Below are 24,316 nucleotides of genomic sequence, written 5' to 3'. Positions count from 1 at the left end.
TGAAAACCTGAAGAGTCTTTTAATATCTATAAGATAATTTTTAAAGAACTTACTTTTGGAGTTAGCTCTTTGCGTTAAGGATTGAGTGGCCTGTTTGAGCTCTTTTTGTTTTTTACAAAAAAGCGAGTAACGAAAGCCTGACCCTTGGGTAACGCTCAAAAATTATCCGTTAATAATCTTTTCTTGATGATTGATAGATTCTTGGTGAATTGCTTTAAACATTTTTAAAACAAATTCTTCACTTAAACCTTTGCTAGTTCCTTCTAAAACCATGTTTCCAAGAATCTCGTTCCAACGTCTAGATTGTAAAACAGCTACATTTTGGTCTTTCTTTAAAGCACCAATTTGATCTGCAACATTCATTCTTTTACCTAACAACTCAATTAATTGATCATCTACTACATTAATTTGAGCTCTTAAACTTTCTAAAGGTTCTCTGTAACTTGTTGCAGTTTCTGTAGTTTTCTTAATTTTTAACTCTTCCATAATTGATTTCAATTTTGTTGGAGTTACTTGTTGTGCTGCATCAGACCAAGCATTATCAGGATCGAAATGAGTTTCGATCATTAAACCGTCGAAATTTAAATCTAAAGCAACTTGAGAAACATCTTGAATCATTTCTCTGTTACCTGTAATATGTGAAGGATCACAAATTAATGGTAAATCTGGAAATTTGTTTTGGAATTCTATAGCTAATTGCCAATTTGGATTGTTTCTGTATTTAGACTTGTCGTAAGTTGAAAACCCTCTGTGAATTGCTCCTAAATTTTTGATTCCTGCAGTATATAATCTTTCTATACCACCTAACCATAAAGCTAAATCTGGATTTACTGGGTTTTTTACTAATACAATTTTATCTGTACCTTGTAAAGCGTCTGCAATTTCTTGCATAATAAAAGGAGATACTGTAGAACGAGCTCCTATCCAAAGTAAATCTACATCGTTCTCGATTGCTAATTTACAATGTGCTGCATTTGCAACTTCTGTACAGGTTTTCATACCTGTTTCTTCTTTTACTTTCTTTAACCATCCTAAACCTAATGCACCAACACCTTCAAAATTTCCTGGTCTTGTTCTTGGTTTCCAAATACCTGCTCTATAATAATTTACATCAGAATCTTTTAATTCGTGTGCAATTTTTAAAACCTGTTCTTCGGTTTCTGCACTACAAGGCCCTGCTATTACTAGTGGATGATCTAATTTCATATCGTCCAACCATGTTCTTAATTCTTTTGTATTCTTCATCTTTCTACTTGTTTTGGCTTTTATTTTATGCCGTTTAAAATTTGTTTTATATAATTTGTATTCTCCATTTCGTTAAAAATTTCGGAGAAATTATCTTGTTGCATCAACTCTTTAAAATTTTGCAAATTGCTGATGTACTCTTCTAATGTTTCTATTACGTTTTCTTTATTCTGTTCAAAAATTGGAGTCCACATTGCTGGCGAACTTTTTGCCAAACGTACTGTTGATGCAAAACCTGAACCTGCCATATCAAAAATATCGCGTTCGTTTTTTTCTTTATTGATTACTGTTTTACCTAACATAAATGCGCTGATGTGAGATAAGTGCGAAACATACGCAATATGCTTGTCATGCGAAACAGGATCCATATAACGAATACGCATTCCAATGGCTCTAAAAAGATCTAGAGCTTTTTCTTGAAGCTTAAAAGTTGTTTTTTCTACTTCGCAAATAATGTTCGTTTTCCCTTTATATAAGCCAGAAATGGCTGCTGATGGCCCAGAGTTTTCTGTACCAGCAATTGGATGTGCTGCTAAAAAATTACGTCTTTTTGGATGATGTTCAACCACTTTACAAATTGCTTCTTTTGTTGAACCTGCATCTACAACCAAACCATTATCTGATATTTTATCTAAAATTGTTGGCAGTAATTTTACAGTAGCATCTACAGGAATTGATACAATTACCAAGTCTGCATTTTCTAAATCATCTAAGGTTGCTTTTTTTTCAATTAAATTTAATTCTAATGCTTTATTTAGGGTTTCGTCTTTTCTACTAATTCCGTGAATGACAGCTTCTGGATTGTGGTTTTTAATATCGATAGCAAAACTACCACCAATTAAACCAATACCAATCATGTATATATTTTTCATAACTTATAATCTTGATATTGCTTCTTTAATTACATCTGTGGTTACACATAATGAAAATCGAATATAACCTTCTCCTTGAGAACCAAAAATAGTACCTGGAGTTATGAAAATATCATTATCATATAATACTGAATCTGTAACTTCTTCTGATTTTTTACCTTCTGGTATTTTTGCCCAAACAAATAAACCTGTTGCATTTTTACTGTAAGTTGCATTTAATTTATCTGCTAATTGCCAAATTAACTTTCTGCGTTCTTCATAAATTTTGTTTTGCTCTTCAAACCAACTATCAGATAAATGAAGTGCTTCTATAGCTCCTTTTTGAATTCCGTAAAACATACCAGAATCCATATTAGATTTTACTTTTAAAACTTCGTTTATTAAAGCTGAATTACCTAATAACATACCCACTCTCCAGCCAGCCATATTAAAAGTTTTACTTAAAGAGTTTAATTCTAAAGCAATGTCTTTTGCACCTTCTACTTGTAAAATACTGATAGGATTATCGTTTAAAATAAAACTATAAGGATTGTCATTAATAATTAAAATATTATGCTTTTTACCAAAAGCCACTAATTTTTCAAACGTTTCTAATGTTGCGTCTGTACCTGTTGGCATGTGTGGGTAATTTATCCACATAATTTTTACATCTGATAAATCTTCATTTTCTAATGCATCAAAATTTGGCTGCCAATTTGTAGCATCACTTAAATTATAAAAAAGAGGTTCTGCACCTACTAATTTTGTTACTGATGTATACGTTGGATAACCAGGATTAGGAATTAATACTTTATCTCCTTCATTTAAGAAGGCCATAGAAATATGCATAATTCCTTCTTTGCTTCCCATTAAAGGTAAAATCTCATTCTCTGGATTTGTATCTACAGAAAACTTGTTTCTATAAAAACTTGAAATTGCATTTCTTAATTCTGGTAAACCTTGATAAGATTGATATTTATGTGCGTTTGCATCTCCTAAACTATTAGAAATTGCTTCTAAAACTTTTGTTGGTGGTTGCAAATCTGGAGATCCAATTCCCATATTGATAATTGGTTTTCCTGCAGCAACTAAGCCTCTAACTTCTCTTAATTTTTTAGAGAAATAGTATTCTTGAACTGTGTCTAATCTTTTGGCAGCTTTAATCATTTTCTACCGTTTTTATAGGTTCCTAATATTTTAAATTCTTCAGCCATTATTTCTATAATTGCTTCTGCTTTTTTGTAATCTTTATATTCATCAAAAGTTATATCAACAAAAAACGAATATTTCCAAGGAGTTTCAATAACAGGTAAAGATTGGATTTTAGTTAAATTCATTTTACAATCACTCAACACATTTAATATTGCTGCTAAACTCCCTCTTTTATGATTTAATTGAAATTTTAATGACGCTTTATTTATTTGATCAACTCCGTTTTCTGGTTTTTCAGTTTGTACAATTACAAATCTTGTTGAATTGTCTTTTATAGTCTGTATTTCATCTTCTAAAACATCTAAATCAAAAATTTCTGCGGCTATTTTTGGTGCAATTGCAGCAATACCAACTAAATTTTCTTTGGATATTCTTTTGGCAACTTCTGCAGTATCTACATCTTCTACCAACTTAATATGTGGATGCTTTTTAAAGAAATCTTTACATTGCAATAATGCCATTGGATGAGACCAAACTTCTTTAATATCTGCTATATTTTGCCCTTTTAATGCCATTAAATGATGATGAATACTTAAATATTCTTCATTTGTAATGTGTAAATTATGCTTATCTATTAAAGCGTAATTAGGTATTATAGAACCTGCAATAGTATTCTCTAGAGCCATTACACCTAAATCTGCAGATTTATCTAACAAACTGTCTACCAAAACATCAAAAGACATACATTCTTTTAATTTAATTTCGGTTCCGTAAAAGTCGCGAGCAACTTTATGGTGGTTTGAGCCTTCTGCTCCTTGTATTGCGATTGTTTTGTTCAACTTATTTGGTAAAATTATATCAAAAAAAAAGTCTCGAATTAAATTCGAGACTTTATATATTATATATGTTTCTTAACAACATACAAAGTCTCTGCTCTTATTGTAAAAATAAAAGTAAAAGAAGAAACGAGTATAGTTGTTATTTAACATTGGTTCTCTTTGTTTTGAATAGCAAATCTAAAGATTAAATTCAGATACACAAATATTATTAGTAAAGTTTCAAAATTTTTATGAAATAAAATGAAATTGCAAATTTATTTTAAATATTTTACAAGGTATTCTTTAAATAACCTAAAATTCTATAAATTTTAATGCTTTATCATTTTATATTTTTTAAAAAATTACAAGTTAAAAATCATAGCTTTACACTGCATTTAAAATATAACTTACATTATTTAATTTATTTGTACCAACTAATTCTTCTGCAAAAGCAATTGTTTTTTTATTGGTAAAATTAGATTTAGCAACATAAATAGTTAGATCTGCCATTTCTGAAATTAAAAGCGTATCTGTAACTACAGAAGTTGGTGTGGTGTCTAAAATGATATAATCGTATTTATCTTTTACAGAATTTATTAATTCTTCTAGTTTTTCATTGGCTAACAATTCTGCTGGTGCATTAGGAATTTCTCCTGTAGTTAGAATATCTAAAACTGTTTTTCCTATTCTAAATGATGATATTAAATCTTTAAAGTTTTTAAAATCTCCTTGTAAATAATCTGATAAACCTTTATTAGAATTTCTTTCACTTTTTAAATAGTTCTGAATTTCTGGTTTTCTAAAATTAGTATCTAATAACAATACTTTTTTATTTAAAACAGCGTATGAAATAGCTAGGTTAATGGCACAAAAAGTTTTTCCTTCTCCTTCTTTTGTAGAAGTTACCATAATTACGTTTGCAAGCTCTTTTTCTGGTTGATTTTTAAGAACATAACCAATATTAGTTCTTAACATTCTAAAACCTTCTGCTAAAATAGAATTATCATCTTTACCACTAAAGAGCTTTTTATCTTCGGAAAATGGTATTGCACCAATTACTTGACTTGTTGTAATATTTGCAATTAAATCTTCTCTGGTTTGTATTCTTGTATCTAAAAAGAAAATAAGGTAAAATATTATAAAAGGGATAACCAAACCTGCAATAAATGCTTTTAGATAAACCATTTTTGGGCTTTCTGAAACCGGAATTAAATTAGTTATTGCATAATCTACTACTTTTAATGTTGGTGCAGTGATTACCAAATTTATAGCTGCTTCTTCTCTTCTTTGTAATAAAAAAATGAATAAATTTTCTTTAATAGACTGCTCTCTTTCTATTTCTCTTAATATTTTTTCTTTAGTTGGTAAAGCAGTAAAAAAGCCTTTATTTTTTCTATCAACTATTTTAATATTCTTAAGCGCTGTTTCTGACTTTTTTTGATAAGCTACAACAGATGTAAAAATATTATTCTTTAGTTGATTAATATCTTTATTTAAATTTTTAACTAAAGGATTATTTTCTCCTCCACTTATTTTTAGCTTATTATATTCTAACAATTTTTTGTTAAATAAAGTAATTTGATCATTTACACCAGCAATACCTAAACCAATATCTACAGGTAATAATTCTGAATTGTTTTTATTTGTAAGTGTTTTTCTTAAAATTCTTGCTATCTCTAACTGAGTTTCTAAATTTACTTTTTCTGTGTTAGAATTTGATTTGTCTGATAAGTTATGTTCAGTATCCATAACTATATCTGTTAATTTATTCTTTTGTTTAAACTGTTTTTTCTTATTTTCTATAGAATCTAATTCTTTGGTTAAAAATTCAAATCTTTCATCAACAAAATCAATTGTTCTTTGAAAAATAAGTTTTCTATCTGTTAAACCATCTTGATTAAATTGTGCAATAATTTCATTTAAAATTGCTTCTGATTTTGCACTACTTTCATTTCTTAAAGCAATTTTAAGTATTTCACTACTCTTACCTATATGCTCTATATTTAAACCAGAAAACAAACGCAAAGTAGCTTCTCTTGTTGTAAAAAACCGAATTTTTATTTTCTTATTTATTAATTCTGATGTATTTCTAAGAGCATCTATTTTTAGTAAAAAAGGCAAGTCTTTTAATGCTGCATTCATTGTATGCCCAGATACTTTCCATTCTTTACTATTAGAATCTTTAATTATATATCCGTTTTCTAAAACTTGAACTATATACTCTCCACTTGTTGGTAAAGGTGTAAAATTATTTATTGGATAAGCTTTTAAGGGTATATCCCAAACCTGAATAAGTCTGGATGCTGTTATATGATAATACCTAACATTCAAATCTAAACTTGCAGAAACTTTTTCTAAAATTCGATAAGATTTAATGATCTCAATTTCGTTTTCTAAATTTACTTTAGCCTCTTCAAATAGTGAGTTTAAATTACCAGGCAATTCAATATTATTTACCTGTTGATTTAAAATTTTAATTCTTGCTGATGTTTCATAAACTACCGGACTTTTCTTAATTGAGAAAAAGGCAAAAAACAATAGAATTACAACAGAAATTAAAAACCATTTCCAATGTTTTGTATAACGTAAAACCTCTTGTTTTAAATTAAAGGTTTCTTTCTTTTTGGGCTGAAAAAAAGGCATCTCTTTTTTCATAGTAATTTTGCTAATTAATTACTATTAAAATAGAGGTTAAAACTAAAGATATAGCAGACATTAAAGCACCTGCACTACCTAAAAACCCAGAACTTTTAATTTTATTAGAATTTGGGTTTATAACAATTACATCGTTTTGTTTAATAAAATAAAACTCGCTATTAAACCAATCTGTTTTTGTTAAATCTATTTTTTTTGTTTTTTGAAGACCATCTATACTTCTAATAATTAAAACATCTTTTCTAGAGCCATTTATTGTTAAATCTCCTGCATAACCTATGGCTTGTAATAATGTAATATTATTTTCTGTAATAGTATAAGTACCTGCTTTATTAACTTCTCCTAAAATAGTAAATTTAGAATTTAACAACCTTACACTTACTGTAGGATCAATAACATGGTTACCATCAATTAAAATAGTTTTTATATAATTTTCTAATTCTGATGTGGTTTTATCTACTACATTAATTTTACCAATAATAGGAAAAACAATATCTCCTTCTTTTGATACTAAATAACCTTGTAATTTTAAAATTTCTATAAAACTAGTACTTGGAGATAAGCCATTTTCTATATTATAAGGTGCTACAGACTCTTCATTTAAAGCTGTAACTTTTATATTAATGATATCGTCTGTTTGAATTTTAGAATTTGAATAATTTAGTTTTCTTAAATTAATATTTTCTGCATCCTGAAAATATAATACACTTTTTTTAGTAGCACAAGAAGTAATACTTAGAACAGTTGTAAAAAATATCAGAAAATAAAAAATCTTTTTATAAGAGAATAATTTCATGATTTTTAGTTTTTAAGCCAAATCTCTTAGAGCTATAGTTTTACCTTTATGTACTTGAGCATCCTCAGAATCAGCACCTTCAGTGACATCTTGATTAGAAATATTTTTTAATTTACTAATTAAACTATAATTATTTACAACAAGAACTGTTAAACCCCACATAGCTAATAAGAAAGTTGTTTGCTTATTAATGGTTAAGTCATTAAAAAGAAATACAATTAAAACCAATGTTGAAGTAAAAAAAGTAGATAAAACTGAAATTTGCCAATGTTTTAATCCGTAATTTAAAAAAACATGATGTATGTGACTTTTATCTGCAGAAAACGGACTTTTCTTTTTCATTATTCTCAATAAAAACACACGACTTGTATCTAAAATAGGAAAACTAAATAATGCTAAAATAAAAACTGGAGACTTTGTATTTTGAATTAAAAAATTAGGGTTAAAATCTACTGTTAAAAAATTTACTGCTTGGTATGCCAATAGAAAACCAATAACCAAAGAACCTGTATCACCCATAAAAACTTTTTCTTTTTTTGAAAAATTAAAAATTAAAAAAGATATTAATGAACCAACAATACAAATACTTAAAAAGAACATAGAATTATTACCATTCACATAATAGAAAAAACCAAAAAATACAGTTACTGTTATTGCAAACATACCTGCTAAACCATCTACACCATCTATTAAATTGTAAGCATTAATAAGTAATACAAAAAAGAAAATTGTTAATAAAGTAGAAACAACATATGACAACTCACCTATACCCATAAGCCCTTGTAAATCAGTGATTCTTAAATCTGAAATTAAAATCACTGCTGTAGCTGCTATTACTTGTAATAATAATTTACTTTTTGGTTTAACACCTACTAAATCGTCTATTAAACCTGTAAAAAATAAAATGGTAATAGAACCTAAAAGACTTAACAGTGTGCTATCTTCAAAATAATTACCTAATAAAGTAATAATTAAATTTATGGCTAAAAAAATACCAATACCTCCTAAATTTGGAGTTTTAAAACGATGAACACTTCTGTGATTGGGTTTTGCCATTAACCTTTTAGCTTTAGAGACCCTAATAATTATAGGATAACATAGGTATGACAAAAAAATTGATAAGAAAAAAACAATTGCTGGCCAGAAAAAACCAAAATCTAAACTTACACTTACTGTGTGGAATGATAAACTCATAATAATGGGGGAATTATTAATACTATTTCTATAAAAAAACTACTAAAGCTTCTTTACTACATTATAAATATACAATAATTTTTAACATAGTTTAATTTTTTTTTCAAAAACTTATATACTTTGATCTAAATAAGTACCATAAAAACATAGGTGTAGACACAAAATTTCTTCTCCATAACCTTTTTGGCTCTCTTAAAAGTCTTGGTAACCACTCTAAACCTAAATTTACCCAAAAAGAACTTGACCTTTTTACAGTACCTGCATAAAAATCAAAAACTGCACCTATAGATACTGTAATAGTAGCATTTAAATTGTCTTTGTTTGTTGTTACCCATTTTTCTTGTTTAGGAGCTGTCATCCCTACAAATAAAACATCTGGATTAAAGCGATTTACTTCTTCAATCATTTTATTTGTATCTGATTTAGAAAACTCTGGTTTGTAAGGTGGTGAGTAGCTATTTACTTTTATATTGGGGTATTCTTTTGCTATTCTTGCTTGTATTAATTGTAATGTTTTAGGTGCAGCACCTAAATAAAAAACACTTTTTTTATACTTGTTTGCATCTTCTAATAAATATTGATGAATATCTGCGCCCGCAATTTTTTTTATATTTTTTTTTCTCAAAAACTTGGCTGCTAAAACAATTCCAGAACCATCAGGTAATAAAATATCGCTATTTAATAGTGCTTTCTGAAAATACAAATCTGTTTTAGAAACACAATAAGAATGCGGGTTTATAGTATTGATTATGGTTTTTTTATTTAAATTTATAGTACTTAAATCATCAGAAAAAATGTGATTATCAATAATTTTTAATAGGTTCATAATTTTTATAATTGGGGGTTATTATATTTTTTTGATATGCTTCTAATAATATATCAAAATAAAATTGTTTACTATAATTTTTATTAACTTTTTGAAATCCGTTTTTACCAAAAACTTCTAATTTTTCTTTATCAGTCCAAATAGATACTATCTTATCTGCTAAATCATTACTATTTTGTGGTTTAAATAGCAATCCATTGTAATTGTGTTCTACAATTTCTGGATAGCCAGCTAAATCTGGTGCTATAATTGGCAATTTATAAGCCATTGCTTCTGGAAAAACCATAGGAAAACCTTCGTAACAAATACTTGTATGTACTAATATTTTCGCTTTTTCATAAAAAGTTTTCATTTCATCTGCATTTAACATACCTCTTAAAACTACATTTTTAGGTATTTCTAATTCTTGTCTATAACCAGGTCTCATTAAACCTGCTAAATGAAATGATATTTTGGGTAATTTTTTAGCTGCTGCTAATAAAATTGGCAACCCTTTTTCTGGGCTAATTCTACCAGCAAATGCTATATAGTTTTTATCAGAAATATCGTAATTTTTATCTTCTAATTTCTTATTAAAAAAATTAGGAATCACTAAACATTTACTTTCTTCAAAACCATTTTGCACCAACTTTTCTTTTTGAAAAGAAGTTAAACACAAATAACTATCTATATAATTCTCGTATTTTTTTGTAATTCTAGACCATAAATTACGCAAAGCGTAACCTGAACTTTTTAATATAGATCCTTCACAATTATTTATAATACTATTCAATTCTCTTTTAGAGCCTGTACATTTTTCGCAAACTGCTCCTTTTGTAAAGAATAATCCATTTGGGCAAAGCAATCTATAATTATGAATTGTCATTACAATTGGCACTCCCATTTTTTTTATTACTGGTAAAATAGCAGGAGAAATAATTGGATATAAATTATGAACATGAGCTAAATCTGGCTTTTCATCTTTAATTATTTGCTTAATATCTGCTATGGCTTTGCTATTTTTTAATCCTAAGAAAAAAGCTTTTGCTTTACCTAAAGGCATGGTTTCTAATTCTTCGCTACTTCTAAAATAAGTTACAACTTTATGCCCATTTTCTTCTAATAATTTTATTTGAGCATAAACCACAGATTCTTCTCCACTGTGTTTACCATATTTGTTATGTATCATTAAAATTTTCATACTACCAATTTTTGATAAACTTCATTTAACTGATCAATTTTACTATCCCAAGAAAAATCTTTTGCTCTTTTTAAAGCTCCTTCTGAAAGTGATACTCTATAACTCTCATTTTTATATAAGTTTTCTAATGCATTTTTAAAGTTGATGTAAATGTTATTTGGATTATCTACAGGAATTTTAATTCCACAAGTATCATCAACCACAAAAGAAAAACCACAATGGTCTAAAGTAACCACAGGTAAACCTAAAGAAATACCTTCTATAATTACAGATGATGTTAAATCTTTTAAACTTGTTATTGCTAAACAATGCCCGTTTTTCATTATTTGTAGGGCTTCACTTTTATCTAGCCAACCATACCAAAAACAATTTTTATTTATATCTAATTTCTTAGATAATTGTTGCCATGTTTTGGTTTCCTTTCCAACTCCTAAAATGTGTAATTCCCAAGAAATTTCTTTATTTAATAGCACTAAACTTTTTAATAAAAGATGTAAAGCTTTGCCAGATGTGTGTTGCCCAGACCAAACAATTTTTAATGGTTTGTTATGATCTCTTTTCGTAATATTATTTTCTGATAATTGTACTGCACCAACTTCTGGAATTACAACAGCATCACTATTCCATAATTTCTTAATCGATTTTTTAATATCTGGTGTAGCTGCAATTAAACTAGATTTTTTATGATTTGCTGCCAACTTTGGTCTTATAAAAAAACTTCTTTGATAACTGTTAATGATATTTCTACCACCATAAAATATTTTACCATAAAAACTGAATAAAGAAAACAATTTCCATGGTATATTTTCTGTACCTCCTATTGGCCCCCAAACAAATGGTTTATCCATTTTCCATAAAAACCCAGGCTCTCTATAACCCACCATATTTAATTGATGAACTGCATTAAAATTATGTTTATTTTCTAATTTCTTTGCTAAATTATAAGCCTCTTTTTGCCAAATTTTATAAAACCAATAATAAGAAGGTGGCCATATTTTACGTAATAAACGATTCCTTTTTTTATGAATAAAATAGAAGTTTAAATTCTCATTTTTATACTGTTCTAAATAAACATCTATGTCTTTTTGCCATTTTTCTTTTTCAACAATTACATGCACTTCATGCTGCTTACTTAATCCTAAAACAAAACTCCAACCCATACCTGGCTCTGACCCTCTTTTAGGGCTACAAGCATAACAAGAAATTAATATTTTTAATTTTTTAGGCATTGATAAAGTTTAACATTTGTTTTTCAAAATCTGCTGATTTCTTTTGTTGAGAAGCGCTCATAATCTCTTTTAAAAGAAACAAAGACACTATTTCTTTTATTTCTTTAATATTTATTTTCTCTGATATGTGTTGATATAATTCTTCTTCATTTTTACCCTTTAACAATCTACCAACTTGAAAATGGTATTTTATTATATCTAAATATTCTAAACCTTTTTCTGCAAAATATTCAAAATCGAAAGCAGCTAAACCTTCTTTTGTTTTTACAATATTCCAAGGAGCAAAATCGCCATGCTCATAAACTTCATAATAATATTCTGTAGATGATTTAACAACACTCTCTAAAATTTGTAATTCTAAAATTAAATTTTGTTCATTAAGATAGTTTCTAATTTCTAAAACTCTAGGTTGTTCTTTTAATTTTAAACGCACTTCTTTTTTAAAAGATTCTACTAATTTTAAAACTTCATTGTCAGGAATATTTGCAATATTACCTTGTAATTCTGGCAATATAAAAAACGGAGTTCCTTTAAACTCAAAGCTTTTCATTTGTAAATTAAGTACTCCTTTTTCTGATAAAATTTCTATAGCTTTAATTTCGTTTTTAATGTTTTTTAAACCTAATTTATCTATAGGGTATTTTACATAACCAAAAATTAAACCTTCTGATTGTAGCTGAATTACAACTTTATCTTTTAAAGTAGCATTGTAAATTGAGGCTGTAAATTTAATCTGAAACTTATCATTTAAAAACTTAATAAATTCAGAGTTTTCGTTTTTATCTAAATCAAAAATTGTTGTTAGAATTGTATTAAAATTGATTAAAGAAAAACGAACTAATTTTTTAAATAACTTTGCTTTTAATGAAAATGGATTGTAAATTTTAAATGAATTTTTAGCCATAGTTTTATTACCAACTGCTAAAATTACCTTCGGATTTTTGCGGTTAGGAATACTCAAATAAGTATCATCAGAAAAAAAACTAATACCTCTCATTCATCTTTGTCATTAAAATTCTTGAAACATTTTTAACAATTAAACTTGGTGATTCATTTACATCTATTTCAAAATATCTTTGATTATCAACTAAACTTCTGTACTTAAAAATCTGACTTTCTAACTCTGTAAAAGTTACTTCTTGTTTTCGTTGATAAATGGTTTTTGCATCTGTTACTAAAACAAAATATAAAGAAGGTTTTTTTATAAAAAGACGAAAAAATTTCGCCATATAATTTTTACCTCCATATCTATATCTTTTATTATCGGCTATTAAATCATCAAAATATCTATCAAAAATAATTAATGATGATTTTATTTTTAACGGGATAATATTTTTAAGCCAACCAGAATTATATTGATATAAAAAATAAAGTAATTTACTATACGATTTTAATTTATTATATGGCTTAAATTTATGTGGATCTGTTGTAACTCCACCAACTTTATTCTTTGTATATACTGGTTTTAAATGAAAATAATCTGTTTTTCTAAATGGCAGAAAAGAACTTGTTAAACCATTAATAACTGTAGTTTTACCAGAACCATCTGGCCCTAAAAAAGCAATAGAAATACCTGTTGGATAACAAATTCTTTTTAAAATTCTTAGTTTATCTTTTAACCTATAACCAACAGTTACACTTCCTTTTTTTACATCATTAAGAATTTGATTTCTATGGGCTATTATTATTTTTAAATCATTATTTAAAAAAGCATCTTCTACTTTTTTACTGGTATTTTTAAGTTGATATTCTAATGTTTTAGTACAGTTAATTTTATCTTGAAGATATAATTCTCTTAAATATTCGAAAACGGTATTTGATAAATCTTTCTTAGTTAACTTCTTTAAGAAATAATGAAAAAACTCTTGATGTTTTGCTAAAATTGAAATTTCTTTATAAAAACTTCTATTTTTAAATATTTCATTTTCTGTAAAGTATTCGTAGTTATTTTTATGCAGTTTTCCGTAAATATCTAGATTAAGAATTTTTTGTGTTTTGTTACTATATAAAAAGATGTTTTTGGCATACACTTCTTGATGATAAATTTGAACAATCTTAAAGTCTTCTTTATCACAAAAGTCTTTAATAATAGTTTCTATCTTTAAAAAATTACTCTTGGTAAATAGAATATCTACATCACTTTCTGATGACAAATTTGTAAACAAATCTTTATAGCCATTTGTAATTACATAGCTTAAATTTCTGTTTGTTAAATATTTTAAAAATGTGTGTATCATTTATTTTATAATTTTTGATAAAACAAATTATAATTATTCACAAAGTTTTTTACTGAAAAATCTTGCTCTGCTTTTATTCTTGCATTTTTTGCTATTTTATTTGCTAAATCTTTATTCTTTTTCAACTCTAAAATAGCTTTTTGCCAATCTTCAGCTTTAAAAGGGTTTACTAAAAAACCTGTTTTTTTATGTTCTACAATTTCTGGTAGAGCTCCAGAATTAGAAACGATTACTGGTTTTTCTGCCATCATTGCCTCTACTACAGATAAACCAAAACCTTCTATATAACATGGGTGTACTAAAACATCAGCTTTTGCTAATAAGTTGCCAATTGCTTTTTGTCTTCCTAAAAAATGAACTCTATTTTCAATTTTATGAGCTTTTACTTTTGCTTCTAATTCTTTTTTATGAACACCATCACCTGCAATAAAAAGATGAATATCTTGTTGCTTATTAATTGATAAAAGCTGCATCATATCAATTAAAACATCAATATTTTTTATATTGATTAAACTAGAAACGCTTAATAATGAAAAGTTGTTTTCTTTATTAATTGCCAAAGTTTCATCTACTTTTAATTTGTCTGTACCATTATAAATTATAAGTGTTTCTGATTGTTTTAATTGCGAAAAAACTTTTTCTTTTTCTGTTTTTACATATTTAGAAATGTATATAAAAGCATCTACTTTTTTATAGATTAGTTTTTGAATATTTCTTTTTATAAAACCTGCAGACATTGCACCTTCAAAAGTTACAATTAGTTTAATATTCGGCTTTAAGGCTTTTAAAATTCCGCCTAAAAGTTCACCAAAAAAGAATTGAGTTTGTATAATTTCTATATTATTTTCATCAATAATATTAATTAACTTTTTTATGTGATTTAGTAAATTTCTACCATAATTACCTTCAAAAATCTTTTCTGTTATGTTTTTAAAACCATCTTTAAATTCATTACTATAGGCTGTAGACCAAACATATAAGAAACTTTTATTATTAGAATGCTCTATTAAATCGAAGGTTTTTTTGGGAGTGCCAGAAAACCTGTTGTAAGATGACAATATGTAGAGGATATTTTTTCTCATACCAATTCTAATTTATCATCTTCTAACTTTAAATCTTGATACATAATTATAATGTACATAGCAATTGCACCAGGAATTATACCATGTGAAAACGTATAAACAGACCACGTATAATTTACAAATAGGTATTGAATTAAATAGAAAGACATTGCTAAAGTGATGTGATTTCTGAACTTTCTGAAAAAGCCAAACAGAAAAAATCGGTTTAAAACTGCCAACATTATTCCTGTACCTAAATAGCCAAACTTTATTAATAAATCTACATAACCAGAATCTATTACTGTAAAACGTTCCATAAATGCACTTGTACCACTCAGTTTAAATTGATTCATTAAACTTGAGGATTGGTGTATAAAACCATAGCCAAATGTTTTCTGATCATTTATAGCATCCCATCTAAATTTGTTATATAAATCTCTTGTACTTAATGCTAAATCTTCACTAAAAACTACTGCTCTTACTTTATCTACAATACCATCATACAAACCATTAATAAAAATTAATGCCAATGAAATGCAAAAAACACCAATGCTTAATAGTTTTGCAATTTTTGTTCTTTTAAATCTTAAATCTTCACCAAATGCAAACAAGTATAAAATTGCACCTAACAAAGTCATTACAGTTAATGCTGAATGTTCTGCTAAAATTAAACCTAAAAAAAGAAAAGCAGTAAAACCATATTTTTTATATGATTTCTCTTCTTCAATTTTAATTTCAATTAAATAGAGAAAAATAGCTAAACTTATATACGTAGGAAAAAAAGTTCTAACATGAAAACCACCATCATAAAAAGGAGGAATAATAGCAGGAAACACAAATAACAACAAGTAGTTCACTGTAAAATAAACACTTACACCTTTTATAAATTTTATTAAAAGTTTTAAATCTATATTATCATAATAGACAAATAAGTAAATAAAAATAGCGTAAAACCAAGTATCTTTACTTGCAATAACTGCTTGTTTTACAGAGGAATAATCATTAATAATTGGCCTTGCAATTCCATAAATTAATAAGGCAGCTATTAGAATAATAATTGTGATGCTATTTTTAGGAAGTTCTACCCAATTTTTCTTAAAAAATATACCAAATATTGCCATCAAATTCAAACCAAAATAACCAACTTCAATTCCGCCAACAATAAAAGTTGCAGGATCTATGTAGCCTAAAAACTTAGTAGATGCCAAAATATAAAACAACACAAAAGACATTGGTCTGTTTGCGGCTAACAGAAAAGCAAAACCATAAAAACCAAGTAGTAAAACTATCATACACTTATTTGTTTTTGTTTTGAATTCTCTATTATAAATGCACAAAAAATAACCAAAGCATTTATAATTAAACTGATACCATAAGCATAAATAAATCTATAAATAATTTCTACATCACTTAAAATAAAAAAGAAAATAACAGAGGTTATTGGTACTGTTAGCTTCATTAAAAATGCTTTTTGTAATTGATTATCGCCTAAGAAATATCTGTAAAAAACCTCTACTACAGCTACACTACCTAAAGATATTAATAATACATATATAAGATCGTAAAGCACATCTAAATTACTTACAGACAAGCGTAAATAAGATAAAATTATTTCTCCAAAGAAATGATAACCTGCTAAAACAACTAAGTAAACTACTAAAGAAATATAAAAAATATTAAATGCTATTTTAGACATTTCTTTAGCTTTTTCTTTTATCATTTTAGAAAAAACAGCAAACATTGGCACTGATAATGATACAATTAAACTATTTGCCAACATTGCAACTTTAAAAGAAAGATCAAAAATTGCATATAAACCAACATCTGCAACCATTAAAATAAATAAATACCTCATTACTGGCATTATTACACTGTTAATTATACCTAGGTTTAAAAAACGAAATGAGCATTTTAAAACAAATTTTATATGTGATTTATCTACTTTTACCAATTTAACATTGGTTTTTGTTTTTATAAAAAACACATAAAACACAAAAAGACAAACAGTTATAAATAAAGGCGTTATAATATAAACAGAAACATTATCAGTAAAAAAACTTAACGAATAAATAGTTATATATAATACTGGCGTAAATAAAGCTAAACTAAAGTTTACTATATGCATAAAATAATTTGCTTCTAAAATAGATTTACAAATATTATTTAAAAGCATAAAAACTAGAATTAGAAAACTGGTTACTAACAGCCAATATTTTTCTGAATCGTTAAGATTTATATTTTTCCCTAAGAAATCTACACCTAAATAATTTAAAAACACAAAACCAATACTAACAATAGTTATAATTGTTATATTTATATAAATTGCTGATGTAACTACCTGATTTGAAGTTATTTTATCATTACCACTTAACAAAACTATTGCTTGAGACAAACCTAGATCCATTAAACTAGAAACACCACTAAATAAAAGTGTAAGACTTATAATACCATATAAATCTAACCCAACTTTTTGGATAATTATTGGTAATAAAAGCAACGTAACAGATGATACTGTTAAGATTTTTCCAACAGACGCAAATACGTTCTTTTTTAAGTAATGTTTTATGTTCATAAAATTACCTGACTTTACAACTAAAAATGCCTCCATTTTCAGTTATAATAGGTAATTTTTCAAATTGCAACTTTGTTGATGTTCTAAAGAAATCATCCATCAAAAATTCTAAATTATTTGTAAAAAAGTTAGTATCATTATAAAATGACATCTTTTTTAATAATAAAATAAAATTAGATTGCGTTTGTAAAAAAAAGCTTTTACAAATTGTTATTGAAAGAATATTACTAAATATAAAATTCATTTGGGGGAATTAGTAATTAAAGAGTAAATATATAAATTTTTCTTAAACTTTTACTAATTCCCTTAAATAATTTGCAATGCTGAGAGTTTTATATTAATTATCTTAACTACAATGTCTGCTATTATGATAATAATCTTACAAACTTGTATCTTGCATTATTTTATTTTCTTAATGTTTTTTTAGAAGTTTAGTTTAACAAATACGTTACTTCATCTCTTGCAATTAAATTAATTGTACAACGTACATAAAACCACAATTCATCCTTCTTTTTCTTAAAATATTTTTTGTTTTTAGTTAATCATTTTTAAGCTCCAGTTAATAGAGTGTGTTCTACCTGATTCTAAAACTTGTAAACCTATTTTATTATTAAAAGAGTTAGAAATGCCTGTAGTTGGTTCTATTGCAATTACTGGTATATCTTTTGGCTTATACAATTGTAAAAAATTATTTGCAGACCTTTGAGACATTTCTACTTTATAATCTGGTGTTGTAAATTGAATAATGTTATCATTTAAAACAAAACAATCATCTATTTGTTTAGTATCTATTTTAAAGGTTTCTGGTGTTTTTTCATCAAACACTTCTTTAGTTATTAAGTTTTCATCGAACTTAACTTTTTTATCACTTTTAAACGATAAATAACTAGTTTCAAAATCGCTACAATTAAAATATGGATGCCAACCTAAAGTAAAAGGAAAGGCTTTATCATCAGTATTCTTAACTGTTACATTTATTTTTAAATAATCTTCGAAAAGTGTGTATGTGACTGAAAAAATGTAAGTAAAAGGAAACCCTTTATTTAACTCCTTTTCATAATAATTAAAAGTTGCAAAACAAGTTTTTTTGTGTTCTTCTGGCTCAAAAAGATTAAATTTTTTATTATAAACTAAACCATGTAAAGCACTTTTACCTGCATCATTACAGTCTAACTCTAGTTCTTGTCCTAGAAACTTATACTTACCCTCTTTAACCCTACTTGCAAAAGGAAATAAAATTGAGGAAGCATAAGAAGAAGCATAATCAAAATCTGGTTGTTCTTTTATTAAATAAACATCGTTAAATTTTAATTCTTGCAGTCTTGCTCCTTGGTCTAAGCAAATTTTTGCTGTTGTGGTTCTTGTTGAGTTTTGTAATTCTATAAAACTCATTCCGTTTTCTGTAATGGTATTGATTTTAAACACTTTTAAATAGATTTTATTAAGATTAAACTAATAGGGTTTTCAATTTTTACTTATTCTTTATTCAATATCATTTCTGCTAATCTATTACCCATTAAAGTTCATAGTAATTGTGATTATACCATATTTTACTATTAGTTTTAATAAATTATTATTCACAGAAATAACACCAATATCATTTGCTAAAGTTATTTTTTTTTCTTGATTTTTTTCATGATTATTATCATCTAAAACAATATAAACCTCACCTTCTTCTGGCATTCTATTTTTAAAAGACACTATTACTACTGATGTTATATCACACTGACTACAAGTTAATTGAAATCTTTTTAAAATACCTTTAGTTGTTTTTCTTGAGAACATAGTAAAGTTACTTTTTTCGTAATTCACAATATTGATTAACATTAAAGGAAAATCTTTAAAAATATCTTTATTAAAGTGATGAAAAAAATCTACTTGTATATTGTCTCTTAATCTTTGAGAAAAAGAATTAAGTTCATCTAAAAGTAAAAATATTTTCTGGAAAAACATAATAAACTTTATCAACTACAGAATGTATAATTCCTCTCTATTTTTTATCTGATTAAAGGCAGACAGAATAGTATCTCTAGAAAGCGACTGTTGATTATTAATTTTATCTAAAGATGGTAATCACAATCTTTAAAACACCAACATTAAAAGCCTTTCTATAAAGGTTATTATTTGTTTGTATTCAGGGTATCTGAACTATTCTTTAGAAGAACAATAACCTAAACAAAATACTGCTCTGAACTAGTAGGTTCTTAAAAAAAATCATTAATTATCTATAAAACAAATGTTCTCTTAACCTTTTTTAACTAAAATAAGAGCTTGTATTTAAGAGTTAAAGCCAGATTAATTATTACTTTTATCAGCCAAAATAACATCAAAAAAATACGTAAATGATTCAATACTCTAAAAAAAGCTTTTTCTATATAACTACTATTTTTATTTCATTGACCTTATTAGTTTCTAGTTGCAAAAATGAAGCTAAAAAATCTTCAAAAAACAAGGTTGAATCAGAAATAAAAACCCCAGAAAATATGATTTGGGTAGAGAGCAAAACTTTTTTAAGAGGCGCAAAAGCTTCTGATAAATATGCTATGCCAAGAGAAAAGCCTGCTCATAAAGTTACTGTAGATGGTTTTTATATTGATGTAAATGAAGTAACCAATAAACAATATACTGCTTTTGTAAAAGCAACAGATTATATAACAGTTGCTGAGCGTAAAATTGATTGGGAAGAAATGAAAGTTCAATTACCACCAGGAACCCCAAAACCTCATGATTCTATTTTACAGCCTGGTAGTTTAATTTTTAATAAAAACATAAACGCAGTTGCAAACATGAACAACTATCAACAATGGTGGACTTGGAAAATTGGCGCTAACTGGAAACATCCTTCAGGACCAAATTCTACTATTGAAGGTAAAGACAATTACCCTGTTGTACATATTGCTTTAGAAGATGCTTTAGCTTATTGTAAATGGGCAAACAGACGTTTACCTACAGAAGCTGAGTGGGAATCTGCTGCACAAGGAAACAACGAAAACACTATTTATACTTGGGGTAATGATTCATCAATCTTAAATTCAAATGCAAATACTTGGCAAGGTGTTTTTCCTACAAAAAATGAATCTAAAGATGGTTTTGAATTTATTTCTGCTACCAAATCTTACTCACCAAATAGTATTGGTTTGTATGATATGTTAGGTAATGTTTGGGAATTAACAAGCGATTTATTTAATGTAAATCATTATAAAGAGTTAGATATTTCTCAACCGCTTTTAAACCCAACAGGAGCTAAAAAATCTTACAGCCCCAGTAATCCTTATCAAGTAGAACATGTTATGAAAGGTGGTTCATTTTTATGTCACGAATCGTATTGTGCAAGTTTTAGAATATCAGCAAAAATGGGGGTTTCTACAGATTCTGGTTCAGACCATATGGGTTTTAGAACTGTTGCAACCCCAGAAATGTTAACATCAAAATAAATTATAATTAAGAAAGCCTAACTTCTTTTTTCTTTAGGCTTTCTTTTTCCATTATTTAACCTGTGGGTATAACTTAAAACTACATATCTCCCTAAACTCTGACCTATTGTTTCTTCAAAAAAATTATCTGTACTTCTTCTAAAAACATCTACGTTTTTATTTAACAAATCTATTAGTACCAGTTTTACAATATTGTTTTTTGGAGATAATGAGTAAGACATTGCTGCATTCCAAATAGGTAGTTCTTGATGAATATCAAATTTATCATCATTATAAATTATATAATCTAATTGAGTGTTTAAATTAAGTCTTTGGGTAACATCAACATCTATCATTCCAAAATATTTTTGGGTTGTAAATTTTCTATCTAAATCTTTTTCTATGGAAAAACTTGTATTATTTACGCCGAAAAAAACACCTGCTTTTAAATCTACTTTTCTCTTTCTTGTATTCTGAATTACGAAATTTGTAGAAATATCTTGAGATTCATTTTTATTTAAATTAAAATTGACAATCGAGTTTGTAGAATTGTAAAAAAATTGATTATTTAAATTAAAACGTATTCCTAATTTATTCAGTTTTTTAGAAAAACGAACTTGAGCATTTAAACGATGTCTTTCTCCATTATTTTGATAGCTACTTGTTCTAATATAATCATCGTCTATAGCATAACTTCTAATAATTGCATCCGTAGAATAATTGTATTGTAATTTTGTATTAAAATTCATTGTTAAATTTGCACTGTTTACATTGTAAAAAGAAACAAATGAATGTACTTTTTCTGGCTGTAAATCTACATTACCTGTTCTAATAAAATACGGGCTTAAATCGTTTATAAACGGATTGGTTTCACGTAGTCTTGGAGCTCTAATTATATTCTTATAAGTAAATCTTAACTTTTCTCCTCTTTTGGGTTTGTATTGAAAGAGAAAAGAAGGGGTTATATACAATTTCTCTTTTATATAAATTTGATCAATTTCTTGCCCAAACTCTCTTCTTAAATTATACAACTCCATTGTTGTAGAAATATTTATTTTAGACGTATTGTAACTATGAAACAATTTAGAACGCATTATATTCTGAAAAAATGTATAATCGAACTTTATAAAATCTTCTTCTGTTGTAGTTTTAATAGTTGTTCTAGATTGATCTGTACTTTCATCAGCTTTATAAAAACTAGCATTAACCTCTGCATTTAAATAATGATTACCACCTAATGGCTCTGTGTATTTAAACCTTAAATTAAAATTATTAGAGTTACTTATCTCATCTCTTAACGCAATTATTTCTTGATAAGTAGGTGTGTTTGTATTAATATTTCTGGTGATAAAAGTGTGCTGATCCTTTTCTTTATCGTAATTATTTACACCCCAATTAAAACCTGTATTAAAACTTCTTCCTTTTTTTAGCAAACGCCTGTAAAAGTTAAAATTTAAATTTCCGAACTTTTTAAAAGTGGTATTTTTAGATAGTTGATTGTTTTCTGTTACAATCTCTTGATTTTCATTTTCATAAATTCCTTTTCTATCTAAATTATTCGTTCTATTATCAGTATAAAATCGACCACGTAGTTTTATCGTATAAGTTTTGTTGGATTTGTTTTCGTAATTAAAATTAAAATTATGATTGTTTGTTGTGTTTAAATAATCGTTAGTAGAATTAAAATCAAAGTTGTTGGTATTCGTAAAATTAATTCTGTTGGTTTCTGAAATACCTCTATTTTCGGATGCATTATAAAAATAATCTGCATTTAAAGACTCTTTCTTTTTTAACTCTCTACCATAATGCACACCAGTAACTTTGGTTTCTAAAAAACCACTTAAACTCTTCTGTTTTAAATTAAAACTACCATTAGTATCATCTTCTGATTCATCTGCAACTCCATCTGCATTCTCTAAAAAACCTTTAATATTAGAGCCTGTAATATTAATATTATTAAATTTACCAATTACAGAAAGTTGCGTTTTAGAATTAAATTGATTGTAATTTAGATTACCAAAATAACGATTATCTAAACCTAAACCTGCTGATACTTTTCCAAAACCACGATTTTTTTTCGTCTTCTTTAAAGTAAAATTAATTACTATTTGTTTGTTACCATCACTAACACCTGTAAGTTCTGCTTCATCACTTTTTTTGTCAATTACCTCTACTTTTGCAATTGCATCTGCAGAAATATTTTTTAATACGATGGATGGGTCACCACCAAAGAATTCTTTACCATCAATCATAATTTTAGTAACAGCATTTCCTTGCGATATTATTTTACCATCCTCAATTTCTATACCTGGTAGTTTCCCTAATAAACCTTCAATATTATCATCATGATTTACTTTAAAAGAATTGGCATTATAACTAACTGTATCTTTTTTTATTTGAATAGGAACAACTGCTGCAATTACAATTTCATCTAAACTACTTACATCATCTTCTAAGATTATGGTTTTTAAATCAATTAAACTATTGTTATAAACCAACTTTTTTGAATACTGGATAAAGCCTAATAAATTAAGCTGAATTATAACCGTATCTTTTGGCACATCTTGTAAATGAAAGAACCCTTTTAGATCTGTTGTAGTATAACTTAAAAAAGTAGAATCTTTAGAGCTTAAAACAGCTACAGAAACCATTTCTAAAGGTGTTTTCTCATTATCTACAACAACACCTTTAATTCCGCTATTTTGCGCTTTAAAAGCTATTGAAAAACTTACAAAACTTATTAAAAGTAAATGTTTAATTATATATCGATTTAAAAATAATTTCTTGCATTTCATATTGAAACAAAGTTTCTCAAAAAATAAAGAATTTTAAATAAACATTTAACTTATTTCTGCATCATTTTACCTAAAATTTAAAATAAATGATTCTAAACTTAGAACTTTACGAACTTAATATAAAAACAAAAAAAAGCTCTTCAAAAAATGAAGAGCTTTTTGCGGTCTGGACGGGACTCGAACCCGCGACCCCCTGCGTGACAGGCAGGTATTCTAACCAGCTGAACTACCAGACCGTTGCTTTTAGCGGTTGCAAATATAACACAGTTTTTTAGATCTGCAAACATAAAAT

At 26.8% G+C, this 24,316-nt stretch carries 19 protein-coding genes and 1 tRNA gene; 1 reads left to right on the top strand and 19 read right to left on the bottom strand.

Going from position 1 to position 24,316, the window contains the following annotated elements; translation table 11 throughout:
- Positions 1 to 162 precede the first annotated feature (162 nt).
- The 17 genes from ACJJVK_RS08490 to ACJJVK_RS08410 all read right to left on the bottom strand — a co-directional run bounded on the left by ACJJVK_RS08490 (position 163) and on the right by ACJJVK_RS08410 (position 19,769).
- Positions 163 to 1,245 (bottom strand): bifunctional 3-deoxy-7-phosphoheptulonate synthase/chorismate mutase type II, encoded by a 1,083-nt coding sequence (locus ACJJVK_RS08490; RefSeq protein WP_215993559.1) that lies wholly within the window; start codon positions 1,243 to 1,245, stop codon positions 163 to 165.
- Between the two features lie 20 nt (positions 1,246 to 1,265).
- The gene (locus ACJJVK_RS08485) at positions 1,266 to 2,117 is read right to left on the bottom strand and encodes a prephenate dehydrogenase (RefSeq protein WP_405565131.1); all 852 of its coding nucleotides are present in this window, start codon (positions 2,115 to 2,117) and stop codon (positions 1,266 to 1,268) included.
- A gap of 3 nt (positions 2,118 to 2,120) precedes the next feature.
- Positions 2,121 to 3,263 carry a pyridoxal phosphate-dependent aminotransferase gene (locus tag ACJJVK_RS08480; RefSeq protein ID WP_405565129.1) on the bottom strand — a complete coding sequence of 381 codons (1,143 nt, stop codon included), beginning with the start codon at positions 3,261 to 3,263 and terminating at the stop codon, positions 2,121 to 2,123.
- Positions 3,260 to 4,087, bottom strand: coding sequence for a prephenate dehydratase (locus ACJJVK_RS08475; protein ID WP_405565127.1), 828 nt, complete (start codon positions 4,085 to 4,087; stop codon positions 3,260 to 3,262). Before ACJJVK_RS08475 ends, ACJJVK_RS08480 begins: the two co-directional genes overlap by 4 nt.
- 363 nt (positions 4,088 to 4,450) lie before the next feature.
- On the bottom strand, positions 4,451 to 6,721 hold the full coding sequence (locus ACJJVK_RS08470) for a polysaccharide biosynthesis tyrosine autokinase (RefSeq protein WP_405565125.1): 2,271 nt from the start codon (positions 6,719 to 6,721) through the stop codon (positions 4,451 to 4,453).
- A 10-nt stretch (positions 6,722 to 6,731) separates the two neighbouring features.
- Entirely contained in the window at positions 6,732 to 7,517 is a 786-nt protein-coding gene (locus ACJJVK_RS08465; RefSeq protein WP_215993564.1) for a polysaccharide biosynthesis/export family protein, read from the bottom strand.
- 12 nt (positions 7,518 to 7,529) lie between these two features.
- Positions 7,530 to 8,711: a glycosyltransferase family 4 protein gene (locus ACJJVK_RS08460; protein ID WP_405565122.1), complete on the bottom strand. Its 1,182-nt coding sequence runs from the start codon at positions 8,709 to 8,711 to the stop codon at positions 7,530 to 7,532.
- A gap of 103 nt (positions 8,712 to 8,814) precedes the next feature.
- A complete protein-coding gene (locus tag ACJJVK_RS08455) occupies positions 8,815 to 9,537 on the bottom strand; it encodes a WecB/TagA/CpsF family glycosyltransferase (RefSeq protein WP_405565121.1) in 723 nt (240 codons plus the stop codon).
- Positions 9,515 to 10,717, bottom strand: coding sequence for a glycosyltransferase family 4 protein (locus ACJJVK_RS08450; RefSeq protein ID WP_405565119.1), 1,203 nt, complete (start codon positions 10,715 to 10,717; stop codon positions 9,515 to 9,517). The genes ACJJVK_RS08455 and ACJJVK_RS08450 overlap by 23 nt, the downstream gene beginning before the upstream one ends.
- Positions 10,714 to 11,946: a glycosyltransferase gene (locus tag ACJJVK_RS08445; RefSeq protein ID WP_405565116.1), complete on the bottom strand. Its 1,233-nt coding sequence runs from the start codon at positions 11,944 to 11,946 to the stop codon at positions 10,714 to 10,716. Before ACJJVK_RS08445 ends, ACJJVK_RS08450 begins: the two co-directional genes overlap by 4 nt.
- Positions 11,939 to 12,943 carry a hypothetical protein gene (locus ACJJVK_RS08440; RefSeq protein WP_405565113.1) on the bottom strand — a complete coding sequence of 335 codons (1,005 nt, stop codon included), beginning with the start codon at positions 12,941 to 12,943 and terminating at the stop codon, positions 11,939 to 11,941. Before ACJJVK_RS08440 ends, ACJJVK_RS08445 begins: the two co-directional genes overlap by 8 nt.
- On the bottom strand, positions 12,930 to 14,183 hold the full coding sequence (locus tag ACJJVK_RS08435) for a hypothetical protein (protein WP_405565110.1): 1,254 nt from the start codon (positions 14,181 to 14,183) through the stop codon (positions 12,930 to 12,932). The genes ACJJVK_RS08440 and ACJJVK_RS08435 overlap by 14 nt, the downstream gene beginning before the upstream one ends.
- 5 nt (positions 14,184 to 14,188) lie before the next feature.
- On the bottom strand, positions 14,189 to 15,265 hold the full coding sequence (locus ACJJVK_RS08430; RefSeq protein ID WP_405565109.1) for a glycosyltransferase family 4 protein: 1,077 nt from the start codon (positions 15,263 to 15,265) through the stop codon (positions 14,189 to 14,191).
- Positions 15,262 to 16,536 carry an O-antigen ligase family protein gene (locus ACJJVK_RS08425; protein WP_405565107.1) on the bottom strand — a complete coding sequence of 425 codons (1,275 nt, stop codon included), beginning with the start codon at positions 16,534 to 16,536 and terminating at the stop codon, positions 15,262 to 15,264. Before ACJJVK_RS08425 ends, ACJJVK_RS08430 begins: the two co-directional genes overlap by 4 nt.
- A complete protein-coding gene (locus ACJJVK_RS08420) occupies positions 16,533 to 17,852 on the bottom strand; it encodes a hypothetical protein (protein ID WP_405565105.1) in 1,320 nt (439 codons plus the stop codon). Before ACJJVK_RS08420 ends, ACJJVK_RS08425 begins: the two co-directional genes overlap by 4 nt.
- Positions 17,853 to 18,350: 498 nt before the next feature.
- Positions 18,351 to 19,241: an aldose 1-epimerase gene (locus ACJJVK_RS08415; protein ID WP_405565102.1), complete on the bottom strand. Its 891-nt coding sequence runs from the start codon at positions 19,239 to 19,241 to the stop codon at positions 18,351 to 18,353.
- A gap of 84 nt (positions 19,242 to 19,325) precedes the next feature.
- Positions 19,326 to 19,769, bottom strand: a complete 444-nt coding sequence (locus ACJJVK_RS08410; protein ID WP_405565100.1) for a hypothetical protein — start codon at positions 19,767 to 19,769, stop codon at positions 19,326 to 19,328.
- A 389-nt stretch (positions 19,770 to 20,158) separates the two neighbouring features.
- On the opposite strand from ACJJVK_RS08410, the gene ACJJVK_RS08405 reads away from it, so the two are divergent.
- Positions 20,159 to 21,250, top strand: coding sequence for a formylglycine-generating enzyme family protein (locus ACJJVK_RS08405; protein WP_405565098.1), 1,092 nt, complete (start codon positions 20,159 to 20,161; stop codon positions 21,248 to 21,250).
- Between the two features lie 17 nt (positions 21,251 to 21,267).
- Here the strand turns inward: ACJJVK_RS08405 and ACJJVK_RS08400 are convergent, their stop codons facing one another.
- The gene (locus ACJJVK_RS08400; protein ID WP_405565095.1) at positions 21,268 to 24,024 is read right to left on the bottom strand and encodes an outer membrane beta-barrel protein; all 2,757 of its coding nucleotides are present in this window, start codon (positions 24,022 to 24,024) and stop codon (positions 21,268 to 21,270) included.
- Between the two features lie 162 nt (positions 24,025 to 24,186).
- Positions 24,187 to 24,260 (bottom strand) — tRNA-Asp (locus tag ACJJVK_RS08395).
- Positions 24,261 to 24,316: the final 56 nt, after the last annotated feature.

It is taken from the genome of Polaribacter sp. Asnod6-C07, from assembly GCF_045063625.1.
In the GTDB taxonomy this organism is placed as follows: domain Bacteria; phylum Bacteroidota; class Bacteroidia; order Flavobacteriales; family Flavobacteriaceae; genus Polaribacter; species Polaribacter vadi_A.
This window is presented reverse-complemented; position numbering and strand designations above follow the sequence as displayed.